Source organism: Halomonas sp. AOP25-F1-15, assembly GCF_052378675.1.
GTDB lineage: Bacteria > Pseudomonadota > Gammaproteobacteria > Pseudomonadales > Halomonadaceae > Vreelandella > Vreelandella casei.
Window position 1 is genome coordinate 47,708 of record NZ_JBQSXV010000007.1, and the last position, 26,581, is coordinate 74,288.

27 protein-coding genes and 1 other RNA gene are annotated in these 26,581 nt (G+C 54.5%); 10 read left to right on the forward strand and 18 right to left on the reverse strand.

Annotation, left to right across the window (positions count from 1 at the left end):
• Positions 1-53: 53 nt before the first annotated feature.
• The 3 genes from carA to ACT3TF_RS13680 all read right to left on the reverse strand — a co-directional run bounded on the left by carA (position 54) and on the right by ACT3TF_RS13680 (position 2,773).
• On the reverse strand, positions 54-1,199 hold the full coding sequence (carA, locus tag ACT3TF_RS13670; RefSeq protein ID WP_444672411.1) for a glutamine-hydrolyzing carbamoyl-phosphate synthase small subunit: 1,146 nt from the start codon (positions 1,197-1,199) through the stop codon (positions 54-56).
• Positions 1,200-1,592: 393 nt separating this feature from the next.
• The gene (gene dapB / locus ACT3TF_RS13675; RefSeq protein ID WP_444625802.1) at positions 1,593-2,399 is read right to left on the reverse strand and encodes a 4-hydroxy-tetrahydrodipicolinate reductase; all 807 of its coding nucleotides are present in this window, start codon (positions 2,397-2,399) and stop codon (positions 1,593-1,595) included.
• Positions 2,400-2,491: 92 nt separating this feature from the next.
• Positions 2,492-2,773 carry a DUF2218 domain-containing protein gene (locus ACT3TF_RS13680; protein WP_444672360.1) on the reverse strand — a complete coding sequence of 94 codons (282 nt, stop codon included), beginning with the start codon at positions 2,771-2,773 and terminating at the stop codon, positions 2,492-2,494.
• A gap of 312 nt (positions 2,774-3,085) precedes the next feature.
• On the opposite strand from ACT3TF_RS13680, the gene ACT3TF_RS13685 reads away from it, so the two are divergent.
• From ACT3TF_RS13685 to ACT3TF_RS13695, 3 genes are read left to right on the forward strand one after another with little or no spacing between them, the layout of a single operon-like run.
• A complete protein-coding gene (locus ACT3TF_RS13685) occupies positions 3,086-4,219 on the forward strand; it encodes an ABC transporter substrate-binding protein (RefSeq protein WP_444672361.1) in 1,134 nt (377 codons plus the stop codon).
• Positions 4,209-5,294, forward strand: a complete 1,086-nt coding sequence (locus ACT3TF_RS13690) for a FecCD family ABC transporter permease (protein WP_444625799.1) — start codon at positions 4,209-4,211, stop codon at positions 5,292-5,294. Before ACT3TF_RS13685 ends, ACT3TF_RS13690 begins: the two co-directional genes overlap by 11 nt.
• Positions 5,288-6,037, forward strand: coding sequence for an ABC transporter ATP-binding protein (locus tag ACT3TF_RS13695; protein WP_444672362.1), 750 nt, complete (start codon positions 5,288-5,290; stop codon positions 6,035-6,037). Before ACT3TF_RS13690 ends, ACT3TF_RS13695 begins: the two co-directional genes overlap by 7 nt.
• Here the strand turns inward: ACT3TF_RS13695 and ACT3TF_RS13700 are convergent.
• The 4 genes from ACT3TF_RS13700 to grpE form a co-directional block, all read right to left on the reverse strand.
• Positions 6,015-6,926: a DMT family transporter gene (locus ACT3TF_RS13700; protein WP_444672363.1), complete on the reverse strand. Its 912-nt coding sequence runs from the start codon at positions 6,924-6,926 to the stop codon at positions 6,015-6,017. The genes ACT3TF_RS13695 and ACT3TF_RS13700 overlap by 23 nt on opposite strands.
• A gap of 88 nt (positions 6,927-7,014) precedes the next feature.
• Positions 7,015-8,160: a molecular chaperone DnaJ gene (dnaJ, locus tag ACT3TF_RS13705; RefSeq protein WP_096276265.1), complete on the reverse strand. Its 1,146-nt coding sequence runs from the start codon at positions 8,158-8,160 to the stop codon at positions 7,015-7,017.
• Positions 8,161-8,298: 138 nt separating this feature from the next.
• The gene (gene dnaK / locus ACT3TF_RS13710) at positions 8,299-10,233 is read right to left on the reverse strand and encodes a molecular chaperone DnaK (protein WP_441686524.1); all 1,935 of its coding nucleotides are present in this window, start codon (positions 10,231-10,233) and stop codon (positions 8,299-8,301) included.
• 136 nt (positions 10,234-10,369) lie between these two features.
• Positions 10,370-11,011 carry a nucleotide exchange factor GrpE gene (gene grpE / locus ACT3TF_RS13715; RefSeq protein WP_441686523.1) on the reverse strand — a complete coding sequence of 214 codons (642 nt, stop codon included), beginning with the start codon at positions 11,009-11,011 and terminating at the stop codon, positions 10,370-10,372.
• Between the two features lie 198 nt (positions 11,012-11,209).
• Between grpE and recN the strand changes: the two genes are divergently transcribed.
• Positions 11,210-12,883, forward strand: coding sequence for a DNA repair protein RecN (gene recN / locus ACT3TF_RS13720; protein ID WP_441686522.1), 1,674 nt, complete (start codon positions 11,210-11,212; stop codon positions 12,881-12,883).
• Between the two features lie 181 nt (positions 12,884-13,064).
• Here the strand turns inward: recN and fur are convergent, their stop codons facing one another.
• Complete coding sequence (gene fur, locus ACT3TF_RS13725; RefSeq protein WP_096276274.1) at positions 13,065-13,517, reverse strand: ferric iron uptake transcriptional regulator; 453 nt, start codon at positions 13,515-13,517, stop codon at positions 13,065-13,067.
• A gap of 72 nt (positions 13,518-13,589) precedes the next feature.
• Here fur and ACT3TF_RS13730 point away from each other — a divergent pair, with 72 nt between their 5' ends.
• Positions 13,590-14,048, forward strand: coding sequence for an outer membrane protein assembly factor BamE (locus tag ACT3TF_RS13730; RefSeq protein ID WP_441686527.1), 459 nt, complete (start codon positions 13,590-13,592; stop codon positions 14,046-14,048).
• Between the two features lie 7 nt (positions 14,049-14,055).
• Here ACT3TF_RS13730 and ACT3TF_RS13735 read toward each other — a convergent pair whose 3' ends face one another.
• Together ACT3TF_RS13735 and ACT3TF_RS13740 are read right to left on the reverse strand one after the other, a co-directional pair.
• Positions 14,056-14,373 (reverse strand): RnfH family protein, encoded by a 318-nt coding sequence (locus ACT3TF_RS13735; protein ID WP_441686521.1) that lies wholly within the window; start codon positions 14,371-14,373, stop codon positions 14,056-14,058.
• Positions 14,363-14,797 (reverse strand): type II toxin-antitoxin system RatA family toxin, encoded by a 435-nt coding sequence (locus ACT3TF_RS13740; RefSeq protein ID WP_441686520.1) that lies wholly within the window; start codon positions 14,795-14,797, stop codon positions 14,363-14,365. Before ACT3TF_RS13740 ends, ACT3TF_RS13735 begins: the two co-directional genes overlap by 11 nt.
• 125 nt (positions 14,798-14,922) lie before the next feature.
• Here ACT3TF_RS13740 and smpB point away from each other — a divergent pair, with 125 nt between their 5' ends.
• On the forward strand, positions 14,923-15,414 hold the full coding sequence (gene smpB, locus ACT3TF_RS13745) for an SsrA-binding protein SmpB (protein ID WP_235041110.1): 492 nt from the start codon (positions 14,923-14,925) through the stop codon (positions 15,412-15,414).
• Between the two features lie 45 nt (positions 15,415-15,459).
• Positions 15,460-15,838: a transfer-messenger RNA gene (ssrA, locus tag ACT3TF_RS13750) on the forward strand.
• 77 nt (positions 15,839-15,915) lie between these two features.
• Here the strand turns inward: ssrA and ACT3TF_RS13755 are convergent.
• A complete protein-coding gene (locus ACT3TF_RS13755) occupies positions 15,916-16,314 on the reverse strand; it encodes a lysozyme inhibitor LprI family protein (protein WP_441686515.1) in 399 nt (132 codons plus the stop codon).
• A gap of 214 nt (positions 16,315-16,528) precedes the next feature.
• On the reverse strand, positions 16,529-16,735 hold the full coding sequence (locus ACT3TF_RS13760) for a cold-shock protein (protein WP_007111857.1): 207 nt from the start codon (positions 16,733-16,735) through the stop codon (positions 16,529-16,531).
• Positions 16,736-17,086: 351 nt separating this feature from the next.
• On the opposite strand from ACT3TF_RS13760, the gene ACT3TF_RS13765 reads away from it, so the two are divergent.
• Positions 17,087-18,043, forward strand: coding sequence for a calcium/sodium antiporter (locus ACT3TF_RS13765; RefSeq protein ID WP_444672364.1), 957 nt, complete (start codon positions 17,087-17,089; stop codon positions 18,041-18,043).
• Between the two features lie 89 nt (positions 18,044-18,132).
• Complete coding sequence (locus tag ACT3TF_RS13770; protein WP_444625790.1) at positions 18,133-18,711, forward strand: hypothetical protein; 579 nt, start codon at positions 18,133-18,135, stop codon at positions 18,709-18,711.
• On the opposite strand, the gene ACT3TF_RS13775 is transcribed toward ACT3TF_RS13770, so the two are convergent.
• Both ACT3TF_RS13775 and ACT3TF_RS13780 read right to left on the reverse strand, forming a co-directional pair.
• On the reverse strand, positions 18,673-20,475 hold the full coding sequence (locus tag ACT3TF_RS13775; RefSeq protein ID WP_444625789.1) for a TRAP transporter permease: 1,803 nt from the start codon (positions 20,473-20,475) through the stop codon (positions 18,673-18,675). The genes ACT3TF_RS13770 and ACT3TF_RS13775 overlap by 39 nt on opposite strands.
• 123 nt (positions 20,476-20,598) lie before the next feature.
• Entirely contained in the window at positions 20,599-21,576 is a 978-nt protein-coding gene (locus tag ACT3TF_RS13780) for a TAXI family TRAP transporter solute-binding subunit (RefSeq protein WP_444672365.1), read from the reverse strand.
• Between the two features lie 467 nt (positions 21,577-22,043).
• Between ACT3TF_RS13780 and nhaD the strand changes: the two genes are divergently transcribed.
• A complete protein-coding gene (nhaD, locus tag ACT3TF_RS13785; RefSeq protein ID WP_444672366.1) occupies positions 22,044-23,522 on the forward strand; it encodes a sodium:proton antiporter NhaD in 1,479 nt (492 codons plus the stop codon).
• 43 nt (positions 23,523-23,565) lie between these two features.
• Here the strand turns inward: nhaD and ACT3TF_RS13790 are convergent, their stop codons facing one another.
• The 4 genes from ACT3TF_RS13790 to ACT3TF_RS13805 all read right to left on the reverse strand — a co-directional run bounded on the left by ACT3TF_RS13790 (position 23,566) and on the right by ACT3TF_RS13805 (position 26,438).
• Positions 23,566-24,237, reverse strand: a complete 672-nt coding sequence (locus ACT3TF_RS13790) for a glutathione S-transferase family protein (protein ID WP_444672367.1) — start codon at positions 24,235-24,237, stop codon at positions 23,566-23,568.
• 176 nt (positions 24,238-24,413) lie between these two features.
• Positions 24,414-24,992: an antibiotic biosynthesis monooxygenase gene (locus ACT3TF_RS13795; RefSeq protein ID WP_441686844.1), complete on the reverse strand. Its 579-nt coding sequence runs from the start codon at positions 24,990-24,992 to the stop codon at positions 24,414-24,416.
• A gap of 236 nt (positions 24,993-25,228) precedes the next feature.
• Entirely contained in the window at positions 25,229-25,741 is a 513-nt protein-coding gene (locus ACT3TF_RS13800; RefSeq protein WP_441686845.1) for a C40 family peptidase, read from the reverse strand.
• 67 nt (positions 25,742-25,808) lie between these two features.
• Positions 25,809-26,438 (reverse strand): histidine phosphatase family protein, encoded by a 630-nt coding sequence (locus ACT3TF_RS13805; protein WP_444625786.1) that lies wholly within the window; start codon positions 26,436-26,438, stop codon positions 25,809-25,811.
• Positions 26,439-26,581 lie beyond the last annotated feature (143 nt).

Genomic DNA, 26,581 nt, shown 5'->3' on the forward strand with positions numbered 1-26,581 from the left:
GATAAAGTGATGCAGCGGTGCTAGGCGAAAGCTTTCAGCAGCAACCCGCTGCCTTAGCGACGCGCCTGCATCATGGCCACAAAGCGATCAAACAGCGGTGCTACGTCTCGCGGACCGGGGCTCGCCTCTGGGTGACCTTGAAAGCTGAACGCTGAGCGGTCAGTGCGCTCAATACCTTGCAAGGTGCCGTCGAACAGCGAACGATGCGTTGCCCGCAGATTGGCAGGTAGGCTCGCTTCATCTGCCGCAAAACCGTGGTTTTGGCTGGTAATCATCACCTTGCCAGTGTCTAGATCTTGCACCGGATGGTTAGCGCCGTGATGGCCATGGCTCATCTTGAGCGTTTTCGCACCAGAGGCGAGCGCCAGCAACTGATGGCCCAGGCAAATTCCAAACAGCGGAATATCGGCTTCCAACACGTCCTGAATGGCTTTAATGGCGTAATCACAGGGCTCTGGGTCGCCCGGGCCATTGGCCAAAAAGACCCCATCAGGGTTCATGGCCAGCACGTCAGCAGCGGGCGTTTGCGCCGGCACCACGGTAAGCCGGCAGCCGCGCGCAGCCAACATGCGCAGGATGTTGAATTTAACGCCGTAATCAAACGCCACCACGTGGTAAGGGCGCTCGCTTTGCGTGGTATCCGCGTAGCCTTGGCCCAGCGTCCACTCGCCTTCTGTCCATTCGTAAGGGGCCTTGCACGACACTTCTTTAGCCAGATCCATTCCCTTCAGGCCAGGAAATGCCTTGGCGGCGTCTAGCGCCCGCGCTACCGCGTCATCGCCTTCGGCATCAGCACCCGCCAAAATCGCCCCGTTCTGGGCACCTTTATCGCGCAGAATGCGCGTTAGGCGGCGAGTATCAATATCGGCAATGCCCAGCACGTTCTGACTTTTCAGATAATCCGATAGCGATTGCTCAGAGCGAAAGCTGCTGGCCATTAACGGCAAATCGCGAATCACCAAGCCCGCCGCCGCAATCGACCCAGACTCGATGTCTTCGGCATTAATGCCGGTATTGCCGATATGAGGATAGGTGAGCGTAACGATTTGGCGAGTGTAGGAAGGGTCAGTGAGGATTTCTTGGTAGCCGGTCATGGCCGTATTGAACACCACCTCACCGCTTGTTAGTCCATCCGCGCCAATGGCGATTCCATGGAAAACGCTACCATCTTCCAGAGCCAATATTGCGGGTTTGCTCAATGCGGTGTTATTCAAAACAAGATCCTCCCATGCTGGTGGGAGCCTGTTGGGCGCAGGCTCAGCAATTTCTGCATTAAAACTTCTTTGAAATAAGGGCCGTAAAAAAGCGGGACGAAGCCGATAAAAAGAATCGGTTTCATCCCGCTTGTTGTTCGATGCCCTTTCAGAGCCGCTCACTTAACATCAATATGAAAGCGGACTCGGGCAGGCTTTGGGCTGGCCAACGCAACAAGCGCGCCGTTTGAGTCTTCTTAGCCACCCGGCCAAAATTTTTGAAATGTTACAGGAATTTTAGACCTAAGACTACCCCTTAATCATAGAGCGATCCTACATAGAACCATTCTACATAGAACTATCCTAGCGAAGGGTCTCTACTAAAATAGCGGCAACGCCTTAAGCCAGCCCCAGCACATCCTGCATATCGTAATGGCCGTTGTCTTTATCCGCGACCCATCGAGCGGCGCGTACGGCACCTTTGGCAAACGTCATGCGGCTGGAGGCCTTGTGGGTAATTTCAATACGTTCACCTTCGGTCGCGAACATCACCGTGTGCTCGCCGACAATATCGCCTGCGCGCACGGTGGCGAAGCCGATCTCTTTGTCGGTGCGCGGGCCGCACTGGCCAACTCGTTCGAACACGCCGTGCTCTTTCAAGTTACGCCCCAGGCTTGCGGCGATGACTTCGCCCATTTTGATCGCAGTGCCTGATGGGGCATCGACCTTATGGCGATGATGCGACTCAATCACTTCAATATCATAGCCTTCATCGCCCAGCGCCCTAGCAGCGGTCTCCAGCAGCTTCAGGGTAAGATTGACGCCAACGCTCATATTGGGCGCAAACACCATGGGCACGCGATCGCGATAGCTATCCAGCGTTGCTAGCTCGTCATCACTCATCCCCGTGGTGCCAATCACAATGCGCTTGCCATGTTCGGCGCAGAATGCCAGGTTGGCCAGCGTGACCTGAGGCGACGTGAAGTCAATTAGCACATCAAAGTCATCGACAATCGATTCAAGCGAATCGACCGCGACAACGCCGCGCTTACTCACACCGGCAAGTTCACCAATATCAGCCCCCGCCAAGGAACTGCCTTGCGCTACAACGCCGCCCGCCAGCGTCGCCTCAGCCTCTAGCTCTATCGCATTTACCAACGTGCGGCCCATTCGACCAGCCACGCCTACAATGGCAATTCGAGTCATGCAAACTCCTGTGCTACGACTTGATAGGTAAAAGAAAGTGCTCACTAATTGGCCGCGATTATAGCAGATGCACAAAAGCTCTCTTTACTCGCTCAGTTCTCCCACACCACGACTATCTCTTCATCGCCAGCCATACGGATTAGATGGCGCTCAACCACACCTTCAAGCTCATCCAGGTGCTCCTCTTCCAGCGCCTCAATAGCGATCAATAATGTACCGGACTCAGCGCGCATTAAGCAGGTGCCCGTCGCAAACGTGATCTTGCCTTGCTGGTCGTCCTGTTCAACTTCTAGCTTATGCGCCCAGTGTTTACATAAACGGTTGATCAATCGCTCAGCCGACGTGGTTTCAATCTTTGCACGAGATAAAGGCATAGTACTGCTCCATTTTATAAGTACTCACACGCGTCAAGCCGCTCTAACATTAGCATTATGGATGAAAAAACACCGTGCCTTCACGGCAATTTGCGTGGCTAAGCCATGACAACCACGCTGAAATAGACAAAAATCACGCCCTCACAAAAAACAATGAGAATCAGTTATAATACAGATTGCATCTTTAGTTCGATCAGATCACGATAACGCGCCAGAAAAGTCCTTTCATTGCTTATCTGTCGCGTGCAACTTCCCAACATCGATTCGTCAATCAACCTCGATTTTTTATCAACACCGACCTCCGAGAAAAAAATGCTCAGCTTTAAGCACTTAAAACGCCTGCTTGGCACTCTCATAGCATCTGGCTTCTGCGCCACTGCAATAGCTGATGACATCACCATTACCGATATCGCTGGCCGCCAAGTCACGCTAGACGGACCTGCAGAGCGCGTTATCTTAGGGGAAGGGCGGCAAATTTACCTACTGGGGCTACTCGAGCCAGAAGCCCCCTTTGCCCATGTAGTGGGTTGGCGCGAAGATTTTTCTCAGGCGGACCCTGATAACTATGCCCGCTATCTCGAGCGCTTCCCAGAGATTGAAGCGATTCCTACCTTTGGCGGCTTTAAAGACGGCACCTTCGATGTGGAGCAGGCAGCCTCTCTTAATCCCGACGTAGTACTGATGAATATCGAAGCTAAAGCGGCCACAGAGGACGCTGCCTACGATGAAAAACTGGCACAGCTGGGCATTCCTATTATCTATGTAGACTTTCGTGAAGATCCGCTGGCAAACACTATTGCGTCCATGCGGATTATCGGCCAAATCATGAACGATGAAGCCGCGGCCGAAGCCTTCATCGAGTTTGCAGAGAGCCAGCTGGCACGCGTCACTGATGTGATTACCGAGGCAAACCCTGATCGCCCAAGCGTATTTATCGACCGCGCCGGCGGCTACTCCGATGAGTGCTGCATGAGCTTTGGCCCTGCCAACTTTGGCGAATATGTAACCCTCGCTGGCGGCACCAATATTGCCGAGGGCATTATTCCCGCTAGCTTCGGCAATCTGAACCCGGAGCAAATCATTGCCGCCAACCCTGACCATGTCGTTGTTACCGGCGGCAACTGGGATGCCTACGTACCCGGCGGCGACTGGGTTGGCGTGGGGCCTGGCTCAGATATGCAACAGGCTCACGCCAAGCTGGAAGCGCTGACCGAGCGCACCGCGATGACCGGCATTAAGGCCGTTGAATCTGGCAACTTCCACGCTATTTGGCACCAGTTTTACAACAGCCCTTACTACTTCGTGGCGGTACAGCAATTAGCCAAGTGGCTACACCCCGAGCTATTTGAAGACCTGGACCCGGAAGCCACCATGGAAGAACTGCACGAACGCTTCCTGCCCATCGACTATGAACCCGGCTACTGGATATCGCTCCATGACGACTGATACGAGGATAACGGAAACGGAGGTAACAGAGCGCCTTTCACAGGGGCGCGCCTTTTACCATAGCCAGGTGTTCCGCCGCCAACTGATATTGGTTGCACTGGTGTTAGCGCTGTTTTTTAGCCTCTGCGTTGACCTGGCCCTCGGCCCCGCCCGCTACAGCCTGGGCGAAGTCATCGCGGCACTATTCACGCCGGGCAGCGTTAGCCAGCAGGCGCGGGTAATTGTCTGGGAAATCCGCATGCCGGTGGCACTGATGGCATTGGTGGTGGGCGCCAGCCTGTCAGTTGCCGGGGCGCAGATGCAGACCATTCTGAGCAACCCGCTCGCTAGCCCGTTTACCCTGGGAATTTCCGCCGGGGCTAGTTTTGGAGCCGCGCTGGGCCTCGCTTTTGGGGTGGCTATTGTGCCCGCCGCCATTGAGTTTGTGGTGCCTATCAACGCCTTCGTGATGGCCATGTTTACCGCGTTTTTAATTCATGCCTTAAGCCTAAAGCGCGGCGTGACGGTGGAGACGATTGTGCTGCTCGGCATCGCCATGGTGTTTATCTTTAACTCTTTGATGGCACTGATTCAGTTCTTTGCCAGCCAGGAGGCGGTATCCGCGGTGGTATTCTGGACCATGGGCAGCTTGACCAAAGCCACCTGGCCCAAGTTCTGGATCGCCCTCAGCATTCTCGCTTTGTCGATGCCGCTGCTTGCCCGGCACGGCTGGGCACTGACCGCTATGCGCCTGGGCGATGCCAAAGCCGAGAGCATGGGCGTCAACCCCCGCGCGCTGCGCTTGGAAGTGCTGGTGCTGGTGTCGCTACTCGCTGCTATCGCGGTAGCGTTTGTCGGCACCATCGGGTTTATTGGCTTGGTGGGCCCGCATATTGCGCGCATTTTGCTGGGTGAAGATCAGCGCTTCTTCCTGCCCGGTTCGGCGCTGTGCGGCGCGCTCATCCTTTCGGTGGGCTCGGTTATCTCCAAGATCATTATCCCCGGCACCATCATCCCCATTGGCATTATCACTTCGCTGGTGGGCATTCCCTTCTTTCTATTTCTAGTGCTTAACCACAAGAAGGCCTCATGGTAACGCTACAACTGAGCCGCGTATCCGCCCGCTATGGGCGACGCCCTATTCTGCAAGAGATCACCACGCCCTGCTTTCAAGGCGGGCAAGTCGTCGCGCTGCTGGGCCCCAATGCGGCGGGCAAATCGACGCTTTTTAGGCGTATTTTAGGGCTCTTGAAAGGCGAAGGCGAGGTGACAATTAGCGGCACCAGCGCCGAGCGGCCAGTGGGTTATATGCCCCAAGACACGGGCGCTAAAGCGGTACTCACGGTATACGAATCAGTGCTTTTGGCGCGCATGCAGGGGCGTGGATTAAAAGTGCAGCCTGAGGATTTAGCCCAGGTGGATCGCGCATTGGACGAGCTGGCGATTACGGTCCTTGGCGAGCGCGATATTGGCGACCTCAGCGGCGGCCAGCGCCAGTTGGTCAGCGCCGCCCAAGCGCTGGTGCAAGAGCCGGAGATTCTGATGCTGGATGAGCCCACTTCGGCACTCGACCTTAACCGGCAAATTAGTCTGTTGACGGTGCTGCGCCGGCTGGCCGATGAGCGCCAGATGCTGATTCTGGTGGCACTCCACGACCTGGGGCATGCGCTACGCTTCGCCGACGCCGCTATGCTGCTGGAAAATGGCCGCCTGATTGCCTGCGGCCCCACCGCTGAAGTGATTACGCCAGCGCTGTTGCAGCAAGTATATAAAGTCACGGCCCGAATTGAACCGTGCTCGAAAGGCCAGCCGCAGCTTATCGTCGAAGCAGCCATTTAGCCGTTAACCTAAGCCGCCGCCCTTCCATCGCCGCTAGCGCTACCCCGCTTAACATCAGCGGTAGCGCTAGCAGGAAGCCGCTGGAGACCGGTATGCCAAACAGCACCCAGTCGGCGAGCACAGGCCACACCAGGGCAATATATTCAAAAGGCGCCAACCGCGACGCCTCGGCATAACGCAGCGCTAATGTCATCGCGATATGGGCAGCGCCGCCAAACAGGCCCGACAGCACTAACAGCACAAATTCCACCCGCGTCAATGCGGCCCACCCCAACGGAAGCGTGGCAAGCCCAGCCAGCGTCGCGACCACAATAAAGTAGAATGCAATCGAAGCCGCACTTTCGGTTCGCGAAATTCGCCGGACGGTTAATAGCGCTCCCGCCGTTAACAGCGCACCGAGCGCGCCTAGCGCATACCCGGTCGCTTGCCCACTGGCGGCACTCGCATTTAACCCAGGCAATATCAGCACCGCCACCCCAGCAAGCGCTAGCGCCACGCCCCCCATACGGTAGCGCGAGAACCGTTCACCCAGTAGCAGCACGCCACCCAACGCCATAAACACCGGCGTAAGCTGGGCCAGCAGCGTCGCCTCCGCCACCGGCAGTAACGCAACGGCTGCGAAAGAGGCAAACATTGCCGCCGCTCCCAACCCTGAACGCAGCGCATGCCCTACCGGGCGGCGAGTGGCCAGTCCGCGCGGAAATTCTCGCCGCAGCATGAGAAAAATCACCACGGGGAGTAATGCAAACAGCGAGCGAAAAAAGACCGACTGCCCGACCGGCACGTCATCACTCACGGCTTTAATGCACACCAGCATTCCCGTGAACAGCATCCCTGAGAGAATCCTCAGCCAGATGCCCAGAGACACTTTTTCTTGAAGATTATCCATGGCGCGTAGCATTTCCTAAACAGCAAAAACCCCCGGACGAACCGAGGGTTTTTGAACCAGATATCTAGCGTAGATCCATCATCTCAGATTAGGGCTTCATATCTTCGAAGAAGCTTTTCACGCTATCGAAGAAGCCACTTTTCTTAGGCGAATGGCTATGGCTGTTGCTGCCGTCAAAACTCTCCTGAAGCTGGCGCAGTAAATCACGCTGCTCGTCGTTGAGTTTCACCGGCGTTTCCACGACCACTTTGCACAGTAGGTCGCCAGCGACGCCGCCACGTACCGGCTTAACGCCTTTACCACGTAAGCGGAAAAGCTTGCCGGTTTGAGTTTCCGGCGGAATCTTCAGCTTCACACGGCCATTGAGCGTCGGCACCTCAAGCTCACCACCTAGCGCAGCATCCACAAAGTTGATCGGCACTTCGCACTGCAGATGCTTACCGTCACGCTGGAAGATGTGGTGCGGTTTGATCGATACCTGAACGTAAAGATCGCCTGCCGGACCACCGTTGACGCCGCTTTCGCCTTCGCTGTTTAAACGAATGCGGTCACCGGTATCCACGCCGGGCGGAATCTTAACGGAGAGTGTCCGCGTTTCGCGCACGCGCCCTTCGCTATTACACTTATGGCATGGCACCTTGATGTGCTGACCAGACCCGTGACACGTCGGGCACGTTTGCTGCACGGCAAAGAAGCCTTGCTGCATGCGCACCTGGCCGTGGCCATGGCAGGTAGGGCACGTATCTTTAGAGGAACCAGGTTCAGCGCCACCGCCGTCACAGCGATCGCATTCAATATGACGCGGCACACGAATATCGACCGTGGTGCCAGCCACCGCGCTTTCCAGGTCCAGCTCTAGGTTGTAGCGTAGGTCTGAACCACGAGCGGGTGCGTTAGGGCCACGACGACGACCACCGCCGCCACCAAAGATATCGCCAAACACATCGCCAAAGATATCGCTGAAATCACCTGCGCCGGCACCCGCGCCGCCGAAACCGCCGCCCTGACCGTCAACGCCCGCATGGCCAAACTGGTCATAAGCAGCGCGCTTTTCGCCATCGCTAAGCACTTCATAGGCTTCAGACACCTCGCGGAATTTCTCTGCTGAGGTGTTATCGTCCGGGTTTCTATCAGGGTGGAATTTTTGCGCCAGACGGCGATAGGCCTGCTTGATCTGTTTCTGATCGGCCCCTTTTTCAACACCCAGGACTTCGTAATAATCGCGTTTGGACATAGGCCCTACGCCTCCTGGTTAGCTGCGCATTTCACTGCGCCTTTTAACACACATTTAACGACGCGCGTCTTGGCTGCGGAAACAGCAACGCGGGAGTAGGCTCCCGCGTCACCGCACTGCTTGTCAGAAAGACGTTACTTACGGCTTTTTCTGATCGTCGTTAACTTCTTCATACTCGGCATCAACGACATCATCTTCCGGCTTGGTGCTTGCATTTTCATCGCCTTCACCGCCCTCTTGCTGAGCCGCTTCTGCCTGCTCGGCGTACATCTTCTGGGCTAGCTGGCCAGAAGCTTCGGTCAGCGCATCCAGCTTCTTCTGGATGTTATCGACATCGTCGCCTTTCACGGCCTCTTCCAGCTCAGTGATAGCGGTCTCGATAGCCTGTTTCTCGTCATCAGTCGCTTTATCACCAGCTTCTTCCAACGTTTTGCGCGTGGCGTGAATCATGCCATCAGCCTGGTTGCGCAGCTGTACCAGCGTTTCGAACTTTTTGTCCTCTTCCGCGTGTGCTTCAGCGTCGCGCACCATCTGCTCGACTTCTTCATCCGACAAGCCGCTAGACGCCTTGATGATGATGGACTGCTCTTTACCCGTTGCCTTGTCTTTCGCCGACACGTTAAGGATACCGTTAGCATCCAAGTCAAAAGCGACTTCGATCTGCGGCACGCCGCGCGGTGCAGGCGGGATGTCGGCAAGGTCAAAACGACCCAGCGATTTGTTTTGCGAGACCTGTTTACGCTCACCCTGCACGGCGTGAATGGTGACCGCCGTTTGGTTGTCGTCCGCGGTCGAGAAGGTTTGCGTCTTCTTGGTCGGGATAGTGGTGTTCTTATCTATCAGCGGCGTCATTACGCCGCCCAGGGTTTCGATACCCAGGGTCAGCGGCGTCACGTCAAGCAGCAGCACGTCTTTAACGTCACCGCCCAATACACCGCCCTGAATCGCTGCACCTACAGCAACCGCTTCGTCAGGGTTAACGTCTTTGCGGGCTTCTTTACCAAAGAAGTCAGCGGCTTTCTTCTGCACCATCGGCATACGTGTCTGACCACCGACCAAGATGACTTCGTCGATTTCAGAAGCGGACAAACCGGCGTCTTTCAGCGCCATTTTGCACGGCTCAAGCGAACGCTGAACCAGGTCTTCTACCAGTGATTCAAGCTTAGCGCGTGTCACTTTAACGTTAAGGTGTTTCGGACCGGTGTTATCAGCCGTGATGTACGGCAGGTTGACGTCGGTATGTTGCGCGCTAGACAGCTCAATTTTAGCTTTCTCAGCCGCTTCTTTCAGGCGCTGCATAGCCAGGTTGTCGCCGGAAAGATTAATACCGCTATCCGCTTTGAACTGGTCAACCAGGTAGTTAATCAGCGCCAAATCGAAATCTTCACCGCCCAGGAAGGTGTCGCCATTGGTGGCCAGCACTTCAAACTGAGTTTCGCCGTCAACGTCAGCAATTTCGATGATAGAAATATCGAAAGTACCGCCACCCAAGTCATAAACCGCGATGGTTTTGTCGCCGCGCGACTTGTCCATACCGTAAGCCAGTGCGGCAGCGGTCGGCTCGTTGATAATGCGCTTAACGTCTAGACCCGCGATGCGGCCGGCATCTTTAGTCGCCTGACGCTGGCTGTCGTTAAAGTAGGCCGGCACAGTAATAACCGCTTCGGTCACCGCTTCGCCCAAGTAGTCTTCGGCGGTCTTTTTCATTTTCTTCAGCACTTCCGCACTAACCTGCGGGGGTGCCATTTTTTTGCCTTTTACTTCAACCCACGCATCACCATTGTCTGCTTCGGCAATTTTGTAAGGCACCATCTTGATGTCTTTCTGGACAACGTCGTCTTTAAAACGACGGCCAATTAGGCGCTTGATGGCATACAGCGTATTTTCTGGGTTGGTGACCGCTTGACGCTTGGCGGCCTGGCCGACCAGCGTTTCACCATCGTCGGTATAGGCGATGATGGAAGGCGTGGTACGACCACCTTCGGCATTTTCAATAACTTTAGCACTGTCACCATCAAGCACGGCCACACAAGAGTTAGTGGTGCCCAGGTCGATACCAATAATACGTCCCATAGCAATAACCTCGAATTTGGTAGTTATAAACAAAAAATTTAAAACATAACTGCGGGTTTCCCCGCGGGGTTGCCCTATATCTGGGGGCCGCCGCTAGCTTTTCAAGGGTTTTTTCACACCTTGTGTCACCAATTGCTTAATTGGCTTTCTGGCTCACGATGACCATCGCCGGGCGCACAAGGCGTCCGTTAAGCAAATAACCTTTCTGCATGACATCCATCACGGTATTAGGATCAAGCTCCGGATTGGGTACCATGGCCATCGCCTCATGCACTTGAGGGTCGAAAGGCTCGCCATGGGGCTCGATACTCTCAACGCCAAATTTGTTGAGCGCATCCAGCTGCATTCTTAACGTCATGGAAACACCTTCACGGTGCACATCGGAAGCATCTTCTTCCATGTTTTCCAGCGCTTTCTCAAGGCTATCCACCACCGGCAGCAGCTCTTTGACAAACTTTTCGAGCGCGAACTTGCGGGCTTTGTCGGCTTCTTGCTCGGCACGACGGCGCACATTTTGTGCTTCGGCAGCGGCGCGCAGCGCTTGGTCTTTCGCTTCGGCTAAGCTTTGCTCTAGTTCATCAACCTTGGCGGCTAGCATTTCAGCTTCTGGGTTATCAAGACCGCCGTCTAACGGCTCGTCGTCGTTAATTAGCCCTTCCAGCTCGCCTTCCAGCAAACGCTCTTCGGCGGCTTTTTCAGCCGCCTGTTCAGCGCCGTCTGCTTCATGCTCGTGGCGGTTCAGTTCGTCATCCAACGGAGTTTGCGGTTCTTTCGCCATGTTGTGCTCCTAGAAAGTAAGGCGCTTCTACACCGAGTTGCGCGCAAAGAGACAAGTTCATAATTAGCTATGCACGCTATATGGGGGCCATAAACGCCATCTCAAGAGGTGCATTGAAGTGAGTTATTAACTACTGTATAAATCAACAACTATTGGATAAGTATCCAGCTTCTGCGCCGTACCGCCTCAGGAGGCGTCATGCTCACTCAGCTAGCTATTCAAGATTTCGCCATTGTCGATCACTTAGAGCTCGACTTAACCGGTGGCATGACCGCCATTACCGGGGAAACCGGGGCGGGTAAATCGATTCTCTTAGGCGCCCTCGGGCTGTGTCTGGGCGAACGTGCCGATGCCGGCTGCGTGCGCCACGGACGCGAACGCACCGACCTCTCTGCACGCTTCGACATTCAGCACCTGCCCGCCGCCATTGAGTGGCTAACCGCACGCGACCTGCCTTCTGAAGAATGCTTGCTGCGTCGCGTCGTGACCGCCAGCGGCCGCTCCAAAGCATGGATCAATGGTCATCCCGCCACTATCTCGGATCTAAAATCGCTCGGCGAACAGCTTATTCAGATCCACGGACAGCACGCTCACCATGCGCTAATGCGCGAAGAGACGCACCTTGCCTTACTGGATGATTATGCCGGTCTCAATAGCGCAACCTCTCAATTAGCGGAGACGTTTCGTGAGTGGCGCAACGCGCGCCGCCAGCTTAAAAAACTCAGCGAAGAAGGCAGTGAAGTAGAGGCCAAACGCCAGCTACTGCGCTACCAAGTTGAAGAACTTGACCAGCTGGCGTTAGCGGAAGGTGAGCTGGCAACATTAGAAGAAGAGCAGCACACGCTCGCCCATGCTGAAGAGACCCTGCGTGAAACGCAATTTGCCGCCGACTGCTGCGCCGGTGATGAAAGCGGCGCGCTGTCGTTATTAAATCAAGCCTTCGCGCACTTAAGCGCGCTGCCAGGCAGCGACAAAGGCACCTTGGCCAATACGCTCGCCATGCTCAGCGATGCGCGCATTCAGGTAGAAGAAGCGTCTAGCGAGCTAAACCGCCTCGCCAGCACCACCGAGCTAGACCCTGAACGGCTCGCCTGGGTTGAGGAAAGAATGACCGATGTCCATCGGATTGCCCGTAAACATCATGTTGCCCCTGAAGAGCTCTGCGCCCTGCATACCGATTTACAGCAAGAAGTTGCGCAGCTCAATGGAGGGGGCAATGATCTTGAAGCCTTAAGCGCTCAAGTCGTCGAATATCGTGAGCGCTATCGTCAAGAAGCCAAAAAAATTAGTGATAGCCGTCACAAAGCCGCGCTTCGCCTGAGCAAAGAGGTCCAGCAGCAGTTGGGCTACTTAGCCATGGGCAAAGCACGCTTTGAAGTAGGCGTCATTGCGAAAGATGCGCCTAGCCCAGAAGGACTGGACCGCGTGCAGTTTTTGATCAGCGCCAACCCTGGGCAGCCCGCGAGACCGCTCACCAAGGTGGCCTCCGGTGGCGAGCTATCGCGGATCAGCTTGGCGATTCAAGTGGTTGCCGCGACGCACTCAACCGTCCCCAGCCTAGTGTTTGATGAGGTAGACGTAGGCATTTCGGGCGCCACCGCAGAAATTGTTGGCCAACTGCTGCGCAAGCTAGGCCAAAACGGCCAGGTAATGACCGTTACGCACCTGCCCCAGGTGGCGGCACAGGCGCATCAACACTTACATATCGAAAAGCAGGCAAAACGCGACACCACTCTCACTCAAATGGCACTGCTCGATGAACGCGGCCGTATCAGCGAGCTAGCGCGCATGCTTGGCGGTGTCACGCTCTCTGATCAAACGCTCGCACACGCCCGTGAGATGCTTCACGCCAGCCAACGTCCGACGCACTAATTGCTTTAAACGCACGCATTTTTCAACATTAGCGCGGCGCTTCACACAAACAATCTACGCAAACAATCTACACAAACAAGAAAGCGCCCTGCCTACTTGGCGAATTCCATGCTTAGGGAATTCGACCAAATAGGCAGGGCGCTTATGCTTTCTCTTCACAAACAGATCCGACCTACGAATATTACTTCCTATTCGTCGGGCCACTGTCCTGGCGCGTTACGTCAGACCCGCGCGGGCGAACATAAAGCACCAGCGCATGGTCTACTAACTCGTAGCCATGCTCTTCGGCAATCTCTTGCTGACGGCGCTCAATGATTTCATCTACAAATTCAATGATTTCGCCGCTTTCAAGGCACACCATATGATCATGGTGATCCTCTTGAGTCATCTCAAATACCGCGTGGCCTCCGTCAAAATTATGACGAATAACCAGACCCGCTGACTCAAATTGAGTCAATACGCGGTACACGGTTGCCAAGCCAACATCTTCGCCCGCGTCAATCAGTGTTTTGTACACTTCTTCAGCGCTGAGATGGTGTTGGCCCGAAACATTTTCGAGAATTTGAAGTATCTTGACGCGCGGCAGGGTCACTTTCAGACCGGCTTTGCGCAATTCATGGTTCTGATCGGCCATGGTCGCTCTTCGCAGTAACAGGTTAGGTCGGGTATGATCAACCGAAACCACGATAGTGAAGAACAGGCCCAAATGCAAAAATTGACTCGAATCATCACACTTTCCGTCGCCCTTACCGTTGTGAGTGGCTGCAGCTACGTCGGCGTGTACAAACGCGACATCCCCCAAGGTAATCTGGTAACCCAAGAGATGGTGAGCCAGCTTCAGCCGGGCATGACCCAAGAACAGGTGGTTTATGTGATGGGCAGACCTTTGCTGGAAGCGCCCTTCGACGCTAGCCAGTGGGACTATGTATTCCGCGTAGACAAAGCCTATGGCGGTGTCGAGCAGCGCCGCGTCACCCTTGCTTTCGACCCCCAGGGCCGTTTAGCCAATATTGAGCAAGAAGGCGATTTGTCCCAAGAGCTGCCCATAGATGTGGACAGTAACATGGGGCCCGCAACCGAAGGGTCTAACCCAATGCTTATGCAGCCTGATGAAAGCACGCAAAACGTCGCGCCCATAAGCACACAGCCCGCCTCACAGCTTTGATGCGGCGCTAGCGCCCCTGGTCGCTCGCTTGGCGCTTTGCGCGCTCTAGGCGAGCTGCCTTGGGGTCGATGGCCAGCGGCCGATATACCTCGACTCGATCGCCCTCACGCAGGGCCTGGGTGTCGGGGCTACGTAGCGCTTTACCGAAAATACCCAGCGGCGCTTGTGCGAACGTGCCGCTGGGCAATTCCGGAAACAGCACGGGCAAATCGGCACGCTCAACGGCTTGGCGCGCCGTGGTGCCTTCAGGCACGCGTAGAGCCACCAGGCGCTGTTTGTGCGGCAAGGCATAGGCAACTTCAACCGCAAGCGTTTCAGCGGCCATATAGCTCGTTAGCGCGCTTGGTGAAGGCATCAACGAGCTGCCCCGCTATTTGTTGAAAGATCTTTCCAAAGGCCATGCCTAAAAACCGGTTGGTAAATTCGAATTCCATTTCCAGGCTGACTTTACAGGCGCCCTCCCCCATAGGAGTAAACATCCAACGACCTTTGAGCTGCTTAAACGGTCCTTTTACTAGCGACATATCTATCCGCTCAGGCTCGAAAAGATCATTACGGGTAGTAATCGTTTGTTCAACACCGGCGCGACCAAGGGTCATTTCGCCGATGAGATGCACATCATCATGCTCTACCAGACGCGCTTGACGACACCCAGGCAAAAACTCAGGGTAGCGCTCAAAGTCGTTGACCAGGTCGAACATTTTCTGGGGGGTGTGCCGCACTAGGGCGGAACGATTGACGGTTGGCATTGACCTCTCCGCTGACTTCACAGTGCCCAAAGCGTATCATGGGAAACATTTTTCAGACCCTAAATGGTATCACGCCTCCCCCAATAACGAAGGGGATGCCACTGACAGATTAAATATGAGGTTCCATGGCCACTAAGAAAGGTAAAAGCAAAGTATCTGGCAGCGGCGTTATCGCCCAGAACAAGAAGGCGCGGTTTGAATACCATATCGACGAGACCTTTGAGGCAGGATTAGTGCTTGCTGGCTGGGAAGTCAAAAGCCTGCGCGCAGGAAAAGCCCAGCTCACCGACACCTATATCTTGGTTCGTAACGGCGAAGCGTTTCTACTGGGTAGCCATTTCATGCCGCTCAATACCACCAGCACTCACGAAATTGCTGACCCAACGCGTACCCGCAAACTGCTGCTACATCGCAAAGAGATTGCCAAAATCTTTTCGATCACTCAGGACAAAGGACACACCTGCGTGCCCTTAAAACTTTACTGGACACGTAACAAGGTGAAGTGCGAACTGGCGCTCGTGACCGGTAAACAGCTGCACGACAAACGTGCCACGGAAAAAGATCGCGACTGGAATCGTCAAAAAGGGCGAATCATGCGGGAACATACCAAGGCATAACTGGTCAATTGGAAGTGAGCACGTTAGAATGCTCACCTGTAATAAGGGGGCGACATGGTTTCGACGCCGGTGACAACCCTTGCGGTGCATGCCGAGAGCGTGATGTATCTCGTAAATCCCACATCACGAAAAAATAGTCGCAAATGACGAAAACTACGCTCAAGGCGCGCTAGCAGCTTAAACTGTTAGCTTCTTGTCTGGCCCCAAGGTGATGTGCCTATTCATCTCTGCGGGGATATGAGCCAAAGCTGATAGGACCGCGGTTGGTGGTGTCTTCTCGCCAATCGTTAAACTTTAGAAGGCTCGCGTTGCTGAATCCTGACCGTCGGAGTCAGTCGCGCTAAACTAAATGACGGAATCTAAGCATGTAGAGCCAATAGGCGCGTGCTGGCGGACGCGGGTTCAATTCCCGCCGCCTCCACCAGACACTCCTTCGACAAAAGCACCCTCGGGTGCTTTTGTCGTTTCTGAGAGTCATCGTACGCAACGCTGAAGCACCACTCAGCGCGAGCAGCTTAGATCCCCTTCCTCGCAACTAGCATACTCTTGCAGCCTTTCTGCACGTGCCGCGGTCACCTTTTCAAGGCATCCATTGCGCACCATAGGCTGGGCACTACCGCCCTCAACGGCGCTGCTTTCAAATGTACACTCAGCGTCGCGGAACCCAATCCATGCCCGCTGCGCCGACCTCAGCTTTTCTAACGCAGGCGCATTACCTTTCAGTTGGCTAACAAGCTCTTGGTAGGACTCATTCAGCTCCGTATCGGCTGCTTCATAGGCTTGAGCCGAGCACTCGGTCATTTCCAGCTGAGTGGTAGGGCTCTCGCACCCTTCACTGGCCATAGTGAAACCGCTTGCGATCAATAAGCCCATACCAAGAAAGAGTGGCGATAGACGCATAGTGATACCCCTTATGTCTGATAAAAATAAAATGCCAGCTAAGCCAAGGCATCGACCCCAGCACTTTATCAATTCTAATCTTAGAGGAGTGGCATTGCTAAGTGGGGAGAAAATTATTTTCTGACAGCACAAACGCATCGGGCCCCACCGAAGTGGGGCCCGATTATCGAATCTAAACGATTCGAACACTTACATAATCACTAGCTAGCTAGGATTAAGAAAGCAGCTTGATGTTTGAAGCTTGAAGGCCTTTCTGACCCTGGGTAACGTCAAAAGAAACGTTAGCGCCTTCTGGAAGGGTTTTGAAGCCATCAGACTGAATTTCAGAAAAATGAGCAAAAACGTCGTCACTGCCGTCAGACGGTGCAATGAAACCAAAACCTTTAGAATCGTTGAACCACTTAACTGTGCCAGTTGCCATGTTATAAATCCTTTTCGCAATTTGCGAATTGTAAAAATCCTGGTATTACCCAGATAAATAGTGAGTAGAACAAGGAATACAATTACAGACTACCGAAAGAATTCGAATGTTTCTGGAACTATGCTGCTTGCTAACTTACTGCGCACACCTTGCCACGGATACCCAACTAGGTCAAAGCCTTTCACCTTTTTCTTTCTGACAACCGCAGTAAAAAAGAGCAAAGACATAAAAATAGCCGTAATCTTGCCAGTGAGCTGGGCACTATTAATCCGATCGCCTAGCGCGCTTAACCGACCCGACAAACCCCGCGTCACTCGCGGTCGGGGAGGTACTCAGGAAGAGGTCTTGAACATGCTATACGGACTTAGTTTGTTAGCAGGCATTGTACTACTCACCCTAGGAGGGGAATCACTTATTCGCGGCGCAGTAGCGGGCGCTAGAAGAGTGGGTGTCTCGCCCTTGCTGACAGGGCTTGTCGTGGTCGGCTTTGGCACCTCGGCGCCCGAGCTGGTCGTTTCTATCCATGCCGCTATGAACCAGCAGCCGGACATTGCTATTGGCAATATAGTGGGCAGCAACATTGGCAATATTTTATTGATCTTGGGAATGTGCGCGGTTATCTGCCCAATGGTCGTACAGCCTTTAGCACTGCGCCGTGATGGGCTGGTCGTCGTTTTGGCCAGCCTGCTGTTTATAGCACTTTCGTTTAGCGGGGCATTAGGACGCGTTGATGCCGGGATTTTTCTTACCGGCCTAGTCTGCTATCTCGTTTGGGCCTACGTAAGCGAAAGCCGCCAGCATGTTCCGGCGACCGAGATGCACACCTCAGAAGCGGAGGAAATGACCAAGCTACCCACCACAGGCTGGATGATGACCTTAGCGCTGATTGCCGGCCTAGGCATGCTGATTGGTGGCTCGCAGTTACTCCTTTATGGCGCCATTGGCCTGGCCCAGGCCATGGGGATTTCCGAGACGGTTATCGGCTTAACCATCGTCGCCGTGGGTACTTCGCTACCTGAAATGGCGGTATCAGTGATTGCAGCGCTAAGGCGTCATGCCGATGTTGCCGTCGGGAACATTCTTGGCAGTAATATTTTCAACCTGCTTGGCATCTTAGGTATCTCAGCGTTCTTACAGCCGCTTCCGCTGGCACCGCGAGTGGCGATGTTTGATCAGTGGGTCATGTTGGGCGCGGCAGGCCTGCTGGTACTGTTTTTATATACTGGCATGCGCCTAGCACGCTGGGAAGGTGCTGCGCTGCTGGCAGGCTATGCCGCTTACTTAGTGCTAAGCTTTACTATCTTCTAAGCGCATCTGCTCGCTGATTGCATTGAGCCAAAAGCACCCTGCGCTTTTGGCTTATTCATTTAAGCCACTTTTTACAGAGAAGAATTATCGTGCAAATCGCGACGCTAGGGCCGAGTGGTAACAATCACGAACTGATTGCCAAACGCTATCTTAAAATGCGCTGCTCAGACGTGGGAAGCGTGGTGCTTTTCACGCAGTTTGAAGACGCATTCCAAGCGCTTATGAGGGGGCAGGTAAGCCACGTACTGCAATGCACTGCCCATGCCTCGCACAGCGATTGCGTCGGCCGCTATATGCACCGAGCCTATCCCGTGGACACCTTTATTGCTGGTAGCAAACCCCTGGCGCTGCTCGCACAGCGCGCTATTGCTCAGCCCGCTCACGTCGCGCTGCAGCCAGCAACGCGCTATTACGCAGATATAAGCCGCTATCCAGCCATCATTGAGGCCCCTACCACCGTGGCGGTAGCCGAAGGTTTGTTAGACGGCCGCTTTGAAGCGGGCATCTGTGCTGAAGAAGTACTAGCGCTGGCGCCTGAGCAACTGCGTATGGTGCAGTCGCTTGGCCCTGCGCTAGATACCTGGGTGATGTTTGCTAATAGTCCCCTGCCCGCCTCTTCACCGCTGCGGCTAAATCACAAAGATGATGATGATGCCCGCTGCGACTAACGCCACGCGATGCCATAGGGCTTTGCGTGCAATAACGCCAAATGAAATGGCCGTTAACCCAACCGCCACTTTCAACGCGTAAAGCAGAGCGCCCGAAGGATTAAAAGCTAGCTGGATTATCTCAGGGTTGGCAACCATCGCCAACGGAATGATATACAGCCCAATACCCAGCGCCATCGCCTTAAACGCCACTTTGAGCCAGTTCTCGCCAACCATGCCCGCTGCAATAAACACACCCCCGCACACCGGCGGCGTAATGGTTGAGAGCAGCGCATACCAAAACACGAAAAGATGCGCCAAGAGCGGCTCTAAACCTAAAGAGGTTAATGCGGGCCCGGCAACCGAAACACAAATTACGTAGGCAGCCGTGGTCGGCACCTCCATGCCGAGAATCAAACACGCCAACGCCGTCAAGAGCAGCGCCGGCCACAGGGCGTCGTTGGAAAGCGACAAAATACCCGAGGTAATTTTAACGCCTAACCCCGTCAGCGACAGCACCCCAACCACCAGAGAAGCACACAAAATAATGGCGCCAATCACCGCGATCTGGCGTCCGGCGGTCACCGCCGCTTCCGCTAAGCGATGCGCAAAATCAGGCAGCGAGAAGCGTAGTTTGACATTGAACAACAGCAGCGCAATGCCTGCAAAAATCGCGATACTGGCCGCGTATTGCGGGGTATAGCCACCGTGAAAAATGCGCTCTAACAGCAGTACGAACGGTATCGCGAAAAATAGTGAGGTAATCAGCACCTCCTTCGCATGGGGCCGCTCACTCTCAGCGACTGGCTGTAAATCATGCCGCGTCGCATACGCATTAATGCCTACCCAAACGGTCAGAAAATACAGCACCGCCGGCAGCATAGCGGCAGCCATAATCTGCGTGTAGGGCGTTCCCGTAAGCTCAACCATCACGAACGCGCCCGCGCCCATCAGCGGCGGCATAATCTGCCCACCGGAAGAAGCAACCGCCTCCACCGCACCGGCCAACGAACGCGGATAACGCAAACGCACCATCGAAGGAATGGTGATCGCCCCGGTTGAGGCCACGTTGGCCGAGGCTGAACCAGAGATGGATCCCATCAATGCCGATGAAATCACCGCCACTTTGGCAGCCCCGCCCGTCAGGCGGCCCGCCACAGCGCTGGCTAAATTCATAAAGCCCTGTCCAGCTTCGCCGGCATTGAGCACTGCGCCAAAAATCACAAAAATAGCGACAACGCTCACGCTCACGCCGGTCAATGATCCCCACAGGCCGCCTTCGGCAATGGTCAGCGTACCGACCATGCTCTGCAGCGGCAGACCTGGGTGCCCAAAGGCACCGGGCACATACTGGCCAAAGGCACCGTACATCAGTGCCAATAAGGCTACTAGCGGCAGCGGCCAGCCAATCGCTCGGCGGGCAGCCTCAAGCGCCAGCGCAATTAAAAACACGCCAATCGCCATCTGTAGATGCGTATCGATAAAGCCATACTGATTGGCCAACGCCGCTTCGTTAAAGGCGATATAGCTGCACGCCGCAATGCCCAGCAGCGTTAAAAGCCAACCGCTTATGCGCTGAGCCGGCGTTTTCGCCATAAAGATCAATACCCACGGCAACAGCAGCGCCATGTGCAGCGGCCGACTCACCAGCGCAGGCGTTAAGCCGTAAAAAATCAGCCCAAGGTGGAATACAACACTGACTGCCCCAAGCGCTATCCAGCCAGGCGCTATCGCGTTGTCCGCTGCGGAGGGCGTCGCTGCTTGCGACGAAAAGGAAAAACGCATGCCAAGTTGCCTATTGATACAGCACTGCCACGGCACAAGCGCCGTGGCAGTGGGAAGAGGAACGAAAGAAGCTATCGAAAAGGGCTATCGCACAGGACTATCGCACAGGACTATCGAACAGCGTTAGCGCAGGGCATCCGGTATATCGATACCCGCTTCATCGTAGTAACGCAGTGCACCGGGGTGAAGCGTACCCAACATATTTTCAAGCATTTCCGGCGTAATACTGCCCCACCAGGCGGCCTCTTCGGCCATGGCATCGCGACGCTCCCAGAACGTCTTCGTCAGCAGGTAAGCGGTGTCGTCATCCATCTGCGTAGTGGTGTAGGCAATGACCGGCAGTGACGTCGTTTCAACATCTTTCTCCACACCTGGGTAAGTGCCGCCAGGAATGGTTTGACGCGGCGCACCCGTCTGTTCGATTTGCTCATCGGTCAGGCTTACCATAGAGACAGGCATGCTGGCAGCCGTCTCAATCACGTTAGGTGACGGGAACGAGCTGGCGGTCACAAAACCGTCAATCTGGCCATTTTTAAGCGCATCAGGGCCACTACCAATAGCAGCATCGGCAATTTGAACGTCGTCTGCCAGGCCGAACAGCTCTAGATAGCGAGCCGCTTCACGGGCACCAAACGTGCCTTTACCAATCAACAGGTGCTTACCTTCCAAGGCGGAAATATCGGTCACGCCTTCATCGCCCGCAAGCGCGAAGTGCATGGTAATAGAAGGGATTGGGAATAAGCCGCGTATCTCTTGAAAGCGAGGGCTCTGCCGCTCAGCAAAGGGGCCTTCGCCCGCCATCGCCTGTTCGACTAGCGCGGGAGGTGTCGTGAAAACGTAGTTACCCTGACGGGCCATGACTTCCATTACATTTTGTACGGAGCCTTGGCTTTCTTCCAGCGTAAGAATAATGTCGTCGCCCGTGCCCTGGCGAATCGCCTCAGAAAGCTCTACGCCCATCTGGTAATAGGCGGTTCCTGCAGAAGCCGATTTATAGGTCACACGCGTTTCGGCATGGGCGGAAAACGCGGCACTGGCTAGGGCTAACGTCGCTACTGACATGCCAAGCGTGCGGTTTAGGGAGCGAAATGGGTTGCGCATTCTTTTATTCCTCAACGTGTCCAGTAGCCGCTTTCTAGCCGGCCTCATTTTTATCTTACCAAGCCGTGAGCGTGGCGCGCCTCAAAATAGCACGACTGTGCTTAATCGGGCACTCCCCTGTTGAATGTACTCTAACGCCACCGGCCATCAAACCACTTCATCCATTTCTGCACGCTGCATTTTAAAAACGACACTAGCGACGTTAACAAAAGCATCTAAAAATAAAATTTAATCAGCTTCACTATTAACACTTAGTATCATATTGATAAGATAATGAATTAACTTCCAGAATCATTATTTCTAAAGTTGCCATTACCTAAAAGATTAATTTACTAAAAAAAGATCTGATTCTTTTAATAACGACGATCTTCATTCGTTTTTATAACGTATTGCGCCGCAACACAGGCTGATAACATGGAATCCCTTTTAAACAATTTCTAATAACTTAACCATGGGACAGACCTCACATGTCTACGTTGAGCAAACACTCTTGCCAGCCACGATTACATCGTCGCTGGCTTTTTTTATTAGCAGCCTTACTGTTATTCATCAGTCCTAGCGTTTTTGCCGTCACCGGCGAATTAAATTTAACCACCTCACTCGTGGGCTTTTTTGCCGTCGCTATTTTTGTCTTGGCCTATGCGTTAGTCATGGCAGAAGAAAAGATTCATATGCGCAAGTCAAAACCCGTACTAGTAGCCGCCGGCATTATTTGGGGGCTTATCGGCTGGGTGTATGTCCAAAATGGCATGTCTGAGGCATCAGAATACGCGTTTAGAATGACGTTGTTAGAGTTCACCGAGCTGATGCTATTCTTACTGGTTGCGATGACTTATATCAATGCGATGGAAGAGCGTCACGTGTTCGACGCGCTGCGGTCATGGATGCTGCGCAAAGGCTTCAACTACCGCACACTTTTTTGGCTAACGGGCGGCCTTGCCTTCGTGCTATCTCCCGTTGCCGATAACCTTACCACCGCTTTACTCATGTGCGCCGTCGTGACGAAAGTTGCCGAAGGAGATCAGCGCTTTATTAACATGGCATGTATCAATATTGTGATTGCCGCCAACGCAGGCGGCGCCTTTAGCCCTTTTGGCGATATAACCACGCTAATGGTGTGGCAGGCAGGCATGGTCGCGTTTCAAGATTTCTTCATTCTCTTTATTCCGGCGTTGGTCAACTTCTTGATCCCCGCCACCATCATGAGTCTATTTATCAAGGATGAGAAGCCCGCCAGCGTTCATGAAGACGTCTGGATGAAGCGCGGTGCGCGACGCATCGTGGCGCTGTTTTTATTGACCATTATCACCGCGGTACTCTGCCATGTAGTGCTTCACCTGCCGCCCGTACTGGGCATGATGACAGGCCTGGGCTATTTGCAATTCTTTGGCTATTACCTGCGCCGTAGCTTGCCTCGTTCACTAAAGCGCAAACGTGAGATTTACAGCCGGGAAGGCGATAACCGTAAGTTGGCGCAGTTGGGTAGCGTGGTTCCCTTCGATGTTTTTAATCGCGTGGCGCGCGCCGAGTGGGACACGCTCCTATTCTTCTATGGGGTCGTCATGTGCGTGGGCGGGCTAGGCTTTATGGGCTATCTCGGCCTGCTGTCAGAAGCGCTATATACCGGCTGGAATCCTACCGCGGCAAACATTACGCTAGGCGTTGTCTCCGCGGTGATCGACAACATTCCGGTAATGTTTGCCGTGCTGACCATGGATCCCGACATGTCCCACGGCCAATGGCTGCTCATCACCTTAACCGCGGGGGTTGGCGGCAGCCTGCTGTCGATTGGCTCAGCGGCCGGCGTGGCAGTGATGGGGCAGGCACGTGGGTCATATACGTTTATGGGGCATTTACGCTGGTCGCCGGTGATTCTGCTCGGCTATATCGCTAGCATCCTGGTCCACATGTGGATCAATGCTGATAGCTTTGCGCTTTTCAATTAACTCAGGCTAGCGGCCCAAGCGACATTAAGCCCATGACGGCGAATCACTGGCCCGGCATCGTGAGCGGGCCGGCTCGCGCTACCACCCGCTGCCACGCAGCGTCTTGTTCAATACGCGACACAAAGGCGGCAATGGCCGGATATTTATCCAGCGACTGAACGGCAGCAACTGCCTGCAGCGGGAAGCTCATTTGAATATCGGCACCGCTCGGCCACGGCCCGGCAAAATTACCGTGCGCAGATAAGTGTTCGTTAATAACGCTGAGATGCTGCTTAATTTGAGGCGCTAAGAAGCGCTTACTCACCGTATCGCTAATGCCTTTCGCTAGCGGCTTTATCAGCCACGGCGACTGTTTAGGTATCTGTCCAAACACAAGCTGCATCACCAGCAGCGGCATCAGCGAGCCTTCGGCATAATGCAGCCAGTACCGATAATCTACCCACGCATGCATATCTTCCTGGGCAGGCTGTAGCCGGCCTTGCCCATAGCGCTGCAGCAGATAATCAATGATAGCCCCCGACTCGGCCACGGTCAGATCACCATCCGTAATCACCGGCGACTTGCCCAGCGGATGAATTTTTTTCAGCGATGCTGGCGCCTGCTGCGTTTTCTCATCACGCTGGTAAACAACCAGTTCGTAGTCCAGTTCAAGGGCTTCGAGTAGCCACAGAATGCGATGAGAACGCGATTTTTCCAGATGATGAACATGAATCATAAAAGCTCCTTGGGACTGAGTTAGCCGCACGCATTGCACCAGCGACAGCGATCCTTTTCTGCCAGTACATTTCTACTAGTACATTGCGCCTATTGCTTGAAACCACGATTATCAAGGTCAGCTTACATAGAACCTATGGGCCAAGACTAGCATCATCTCAGTGCTGCCAAGCATGATTATGATCGAGACGTTTGGCGCCAGCGCGCCAGCATATCAAGCGGTGACCATTTACCCTGCAGCCAGGGCGCTAATAGGCGCATAGAGAGTGGAATAAACACAAAAACCATGACAGGCGTTAGCATTAAGGTGCTCACTACTACCCTCGGCACTAGTGCCCACTCGGCTAATACGCCGCCAAATAACCACTGAAACAGCAGTGAGATAGGGAAAAACGCCAGCCAGACGGCCACCGCCTGTTTCCAGCGCGGTGGAATGCTGCTAACGCTAGTTTGAAACCAAGTATCCAGCCCCGTGGCGCGATGTTCATGGGGCGCCTCATAGAGCCCTGCCCCGCGTTCGAGCCACGCATGGCGTGAAGCGGAATGCTCCCAGGCTGCTAAGGTCTCACTACTGCTAAAGCGAAATATGATCTGATATTCATCATCGTCAACAGGTGGCGCCAATACGCCAGAGCCGAGATAACCAGCAAAATCAGCCGCTAGCTCCCGCCCCTCGTTAAGCCAACGATTAAAATCGAAATAGCGGCCGTGCTCAACGCGCCGAGCCACCATCAATGTGACAGGTGAGGCAGACATGGTATATCTCCTGATGTGCTGACAGCGCAGGCCGGGTAGGCAGGCTGTTTGCTTTCAAGCGGATAAGCCTGAAAGTCCAATGGACACATTATACAAGCAATGTTGATGCCATGTTATGCCAGAAACGCAAAAACCTACTGCGGATGAGAAAGGTATGCCCCGCACGAATGGGCTTCCCTTGGAGCGCTCACCTATGAGACGCTGCAAAGCAATATATCGGTAGAGAGCACGGTTACTTAAGGGGCAGGGCTGGCGGCACCTAAAAAGCGCGCCTGCCAGTAATCGATTTCTAACGGCACGCTCACCACGCGACGACCATTACCGGGCGCATGAATCATTTGGCCGTTGCCACGATAGATACCGACATGGGTCGCTTTGCGGCGCTCACCAAAGAAAAGCAGGTCGCCGGGGCGCGGGGCATCGGCCTTTGGCAAGGCTTGAAACTGTTCATTGGCGGTGCGCGGTACACGAATGCCCGCCGCTCGATAGGTCATTTCCACCAGCCCCGAGCAGTCTAGACCTTCTGGCGTATTGCCTCCGAAGCGGTACGGCGTGCCAATGGCTTGCTGGGCATGGGAAAGAATGAGCGCACGCTCCATAGAAATACCGGCGCGGTCGGGTAGTGCATCTATCGGCGTCAGCTCGCGGCTGGCACAGCCCGCCAACACAAGCATGAATAGGCAGGGCAGCCACCATCCGCTGCGCGATATAACCGCATAAGGTAAAGACGACAGGCGAACCAATGACATGGACAGGCGCTCCGGTAAGCTAACTGTCCTCATAATGGCGTAAAGCATGCCTAGCCGCCAACAATGCTTAACGCCCTATCCACTCAATAAAGCTGGTGTCGCCAAGCGCATGGCGTTCATGGCGCACTCGGCTCATCGCCGCATAGGGCAGATCCATCGCCAGCACTCGTGAAAGCGGCTGTTCAAGAACCTGGCGCAGCAGGCCGTTGCAGACAAACAGATGGGCCACGACCAGCACATGCTGACCGGGCGGCTGGAGAAGTAGCCGCTGCCATACCTCAGCGAGCCGGGCATCAAATGCTTGCAGCGTCTCGCCATCAGGGGGCGCGACCTCGGCCGGATTATGCCAAAACGCACTCATTCGTGCGGTGCCTTCTACGGCGGTTACCTCTGCATAAGTTCTACCTTCCCACTGCCCCAGGTGTAGCTCGGCGAGGTCGTCTTCCACCTGCACAGGGAGATCAAACTCTTCGCCTAGCCACAGGGCAAACTCACGGCAGCGCATCAGCGGCGAAGTGACAATCGCATCGTAAGGTAAATGGCCCTCGACCGTATGGCGCATGACCGCATCCTTCACCTGCTGCCATCCTGCGTCACTCAGAGGATGGTCAGTTGAGCCCCGCAGCATACGCCCACCCACCGGCTCACCATGACGTAACAAATCAATGGTGGTAGCGGTTGCATCAGAAAAACGCATTTTAGGCCCCTGGTTTTTTAACGCATCAGCGCGCTTAAATGTAGTCAGCAGATAGCGGTATCCTGCTCCCTTCAGATGACAACAGCGGGGCACTTCTATGACGACTTAATGACGCTTTAGCAAACGGGTGGCGCCATCGCGGC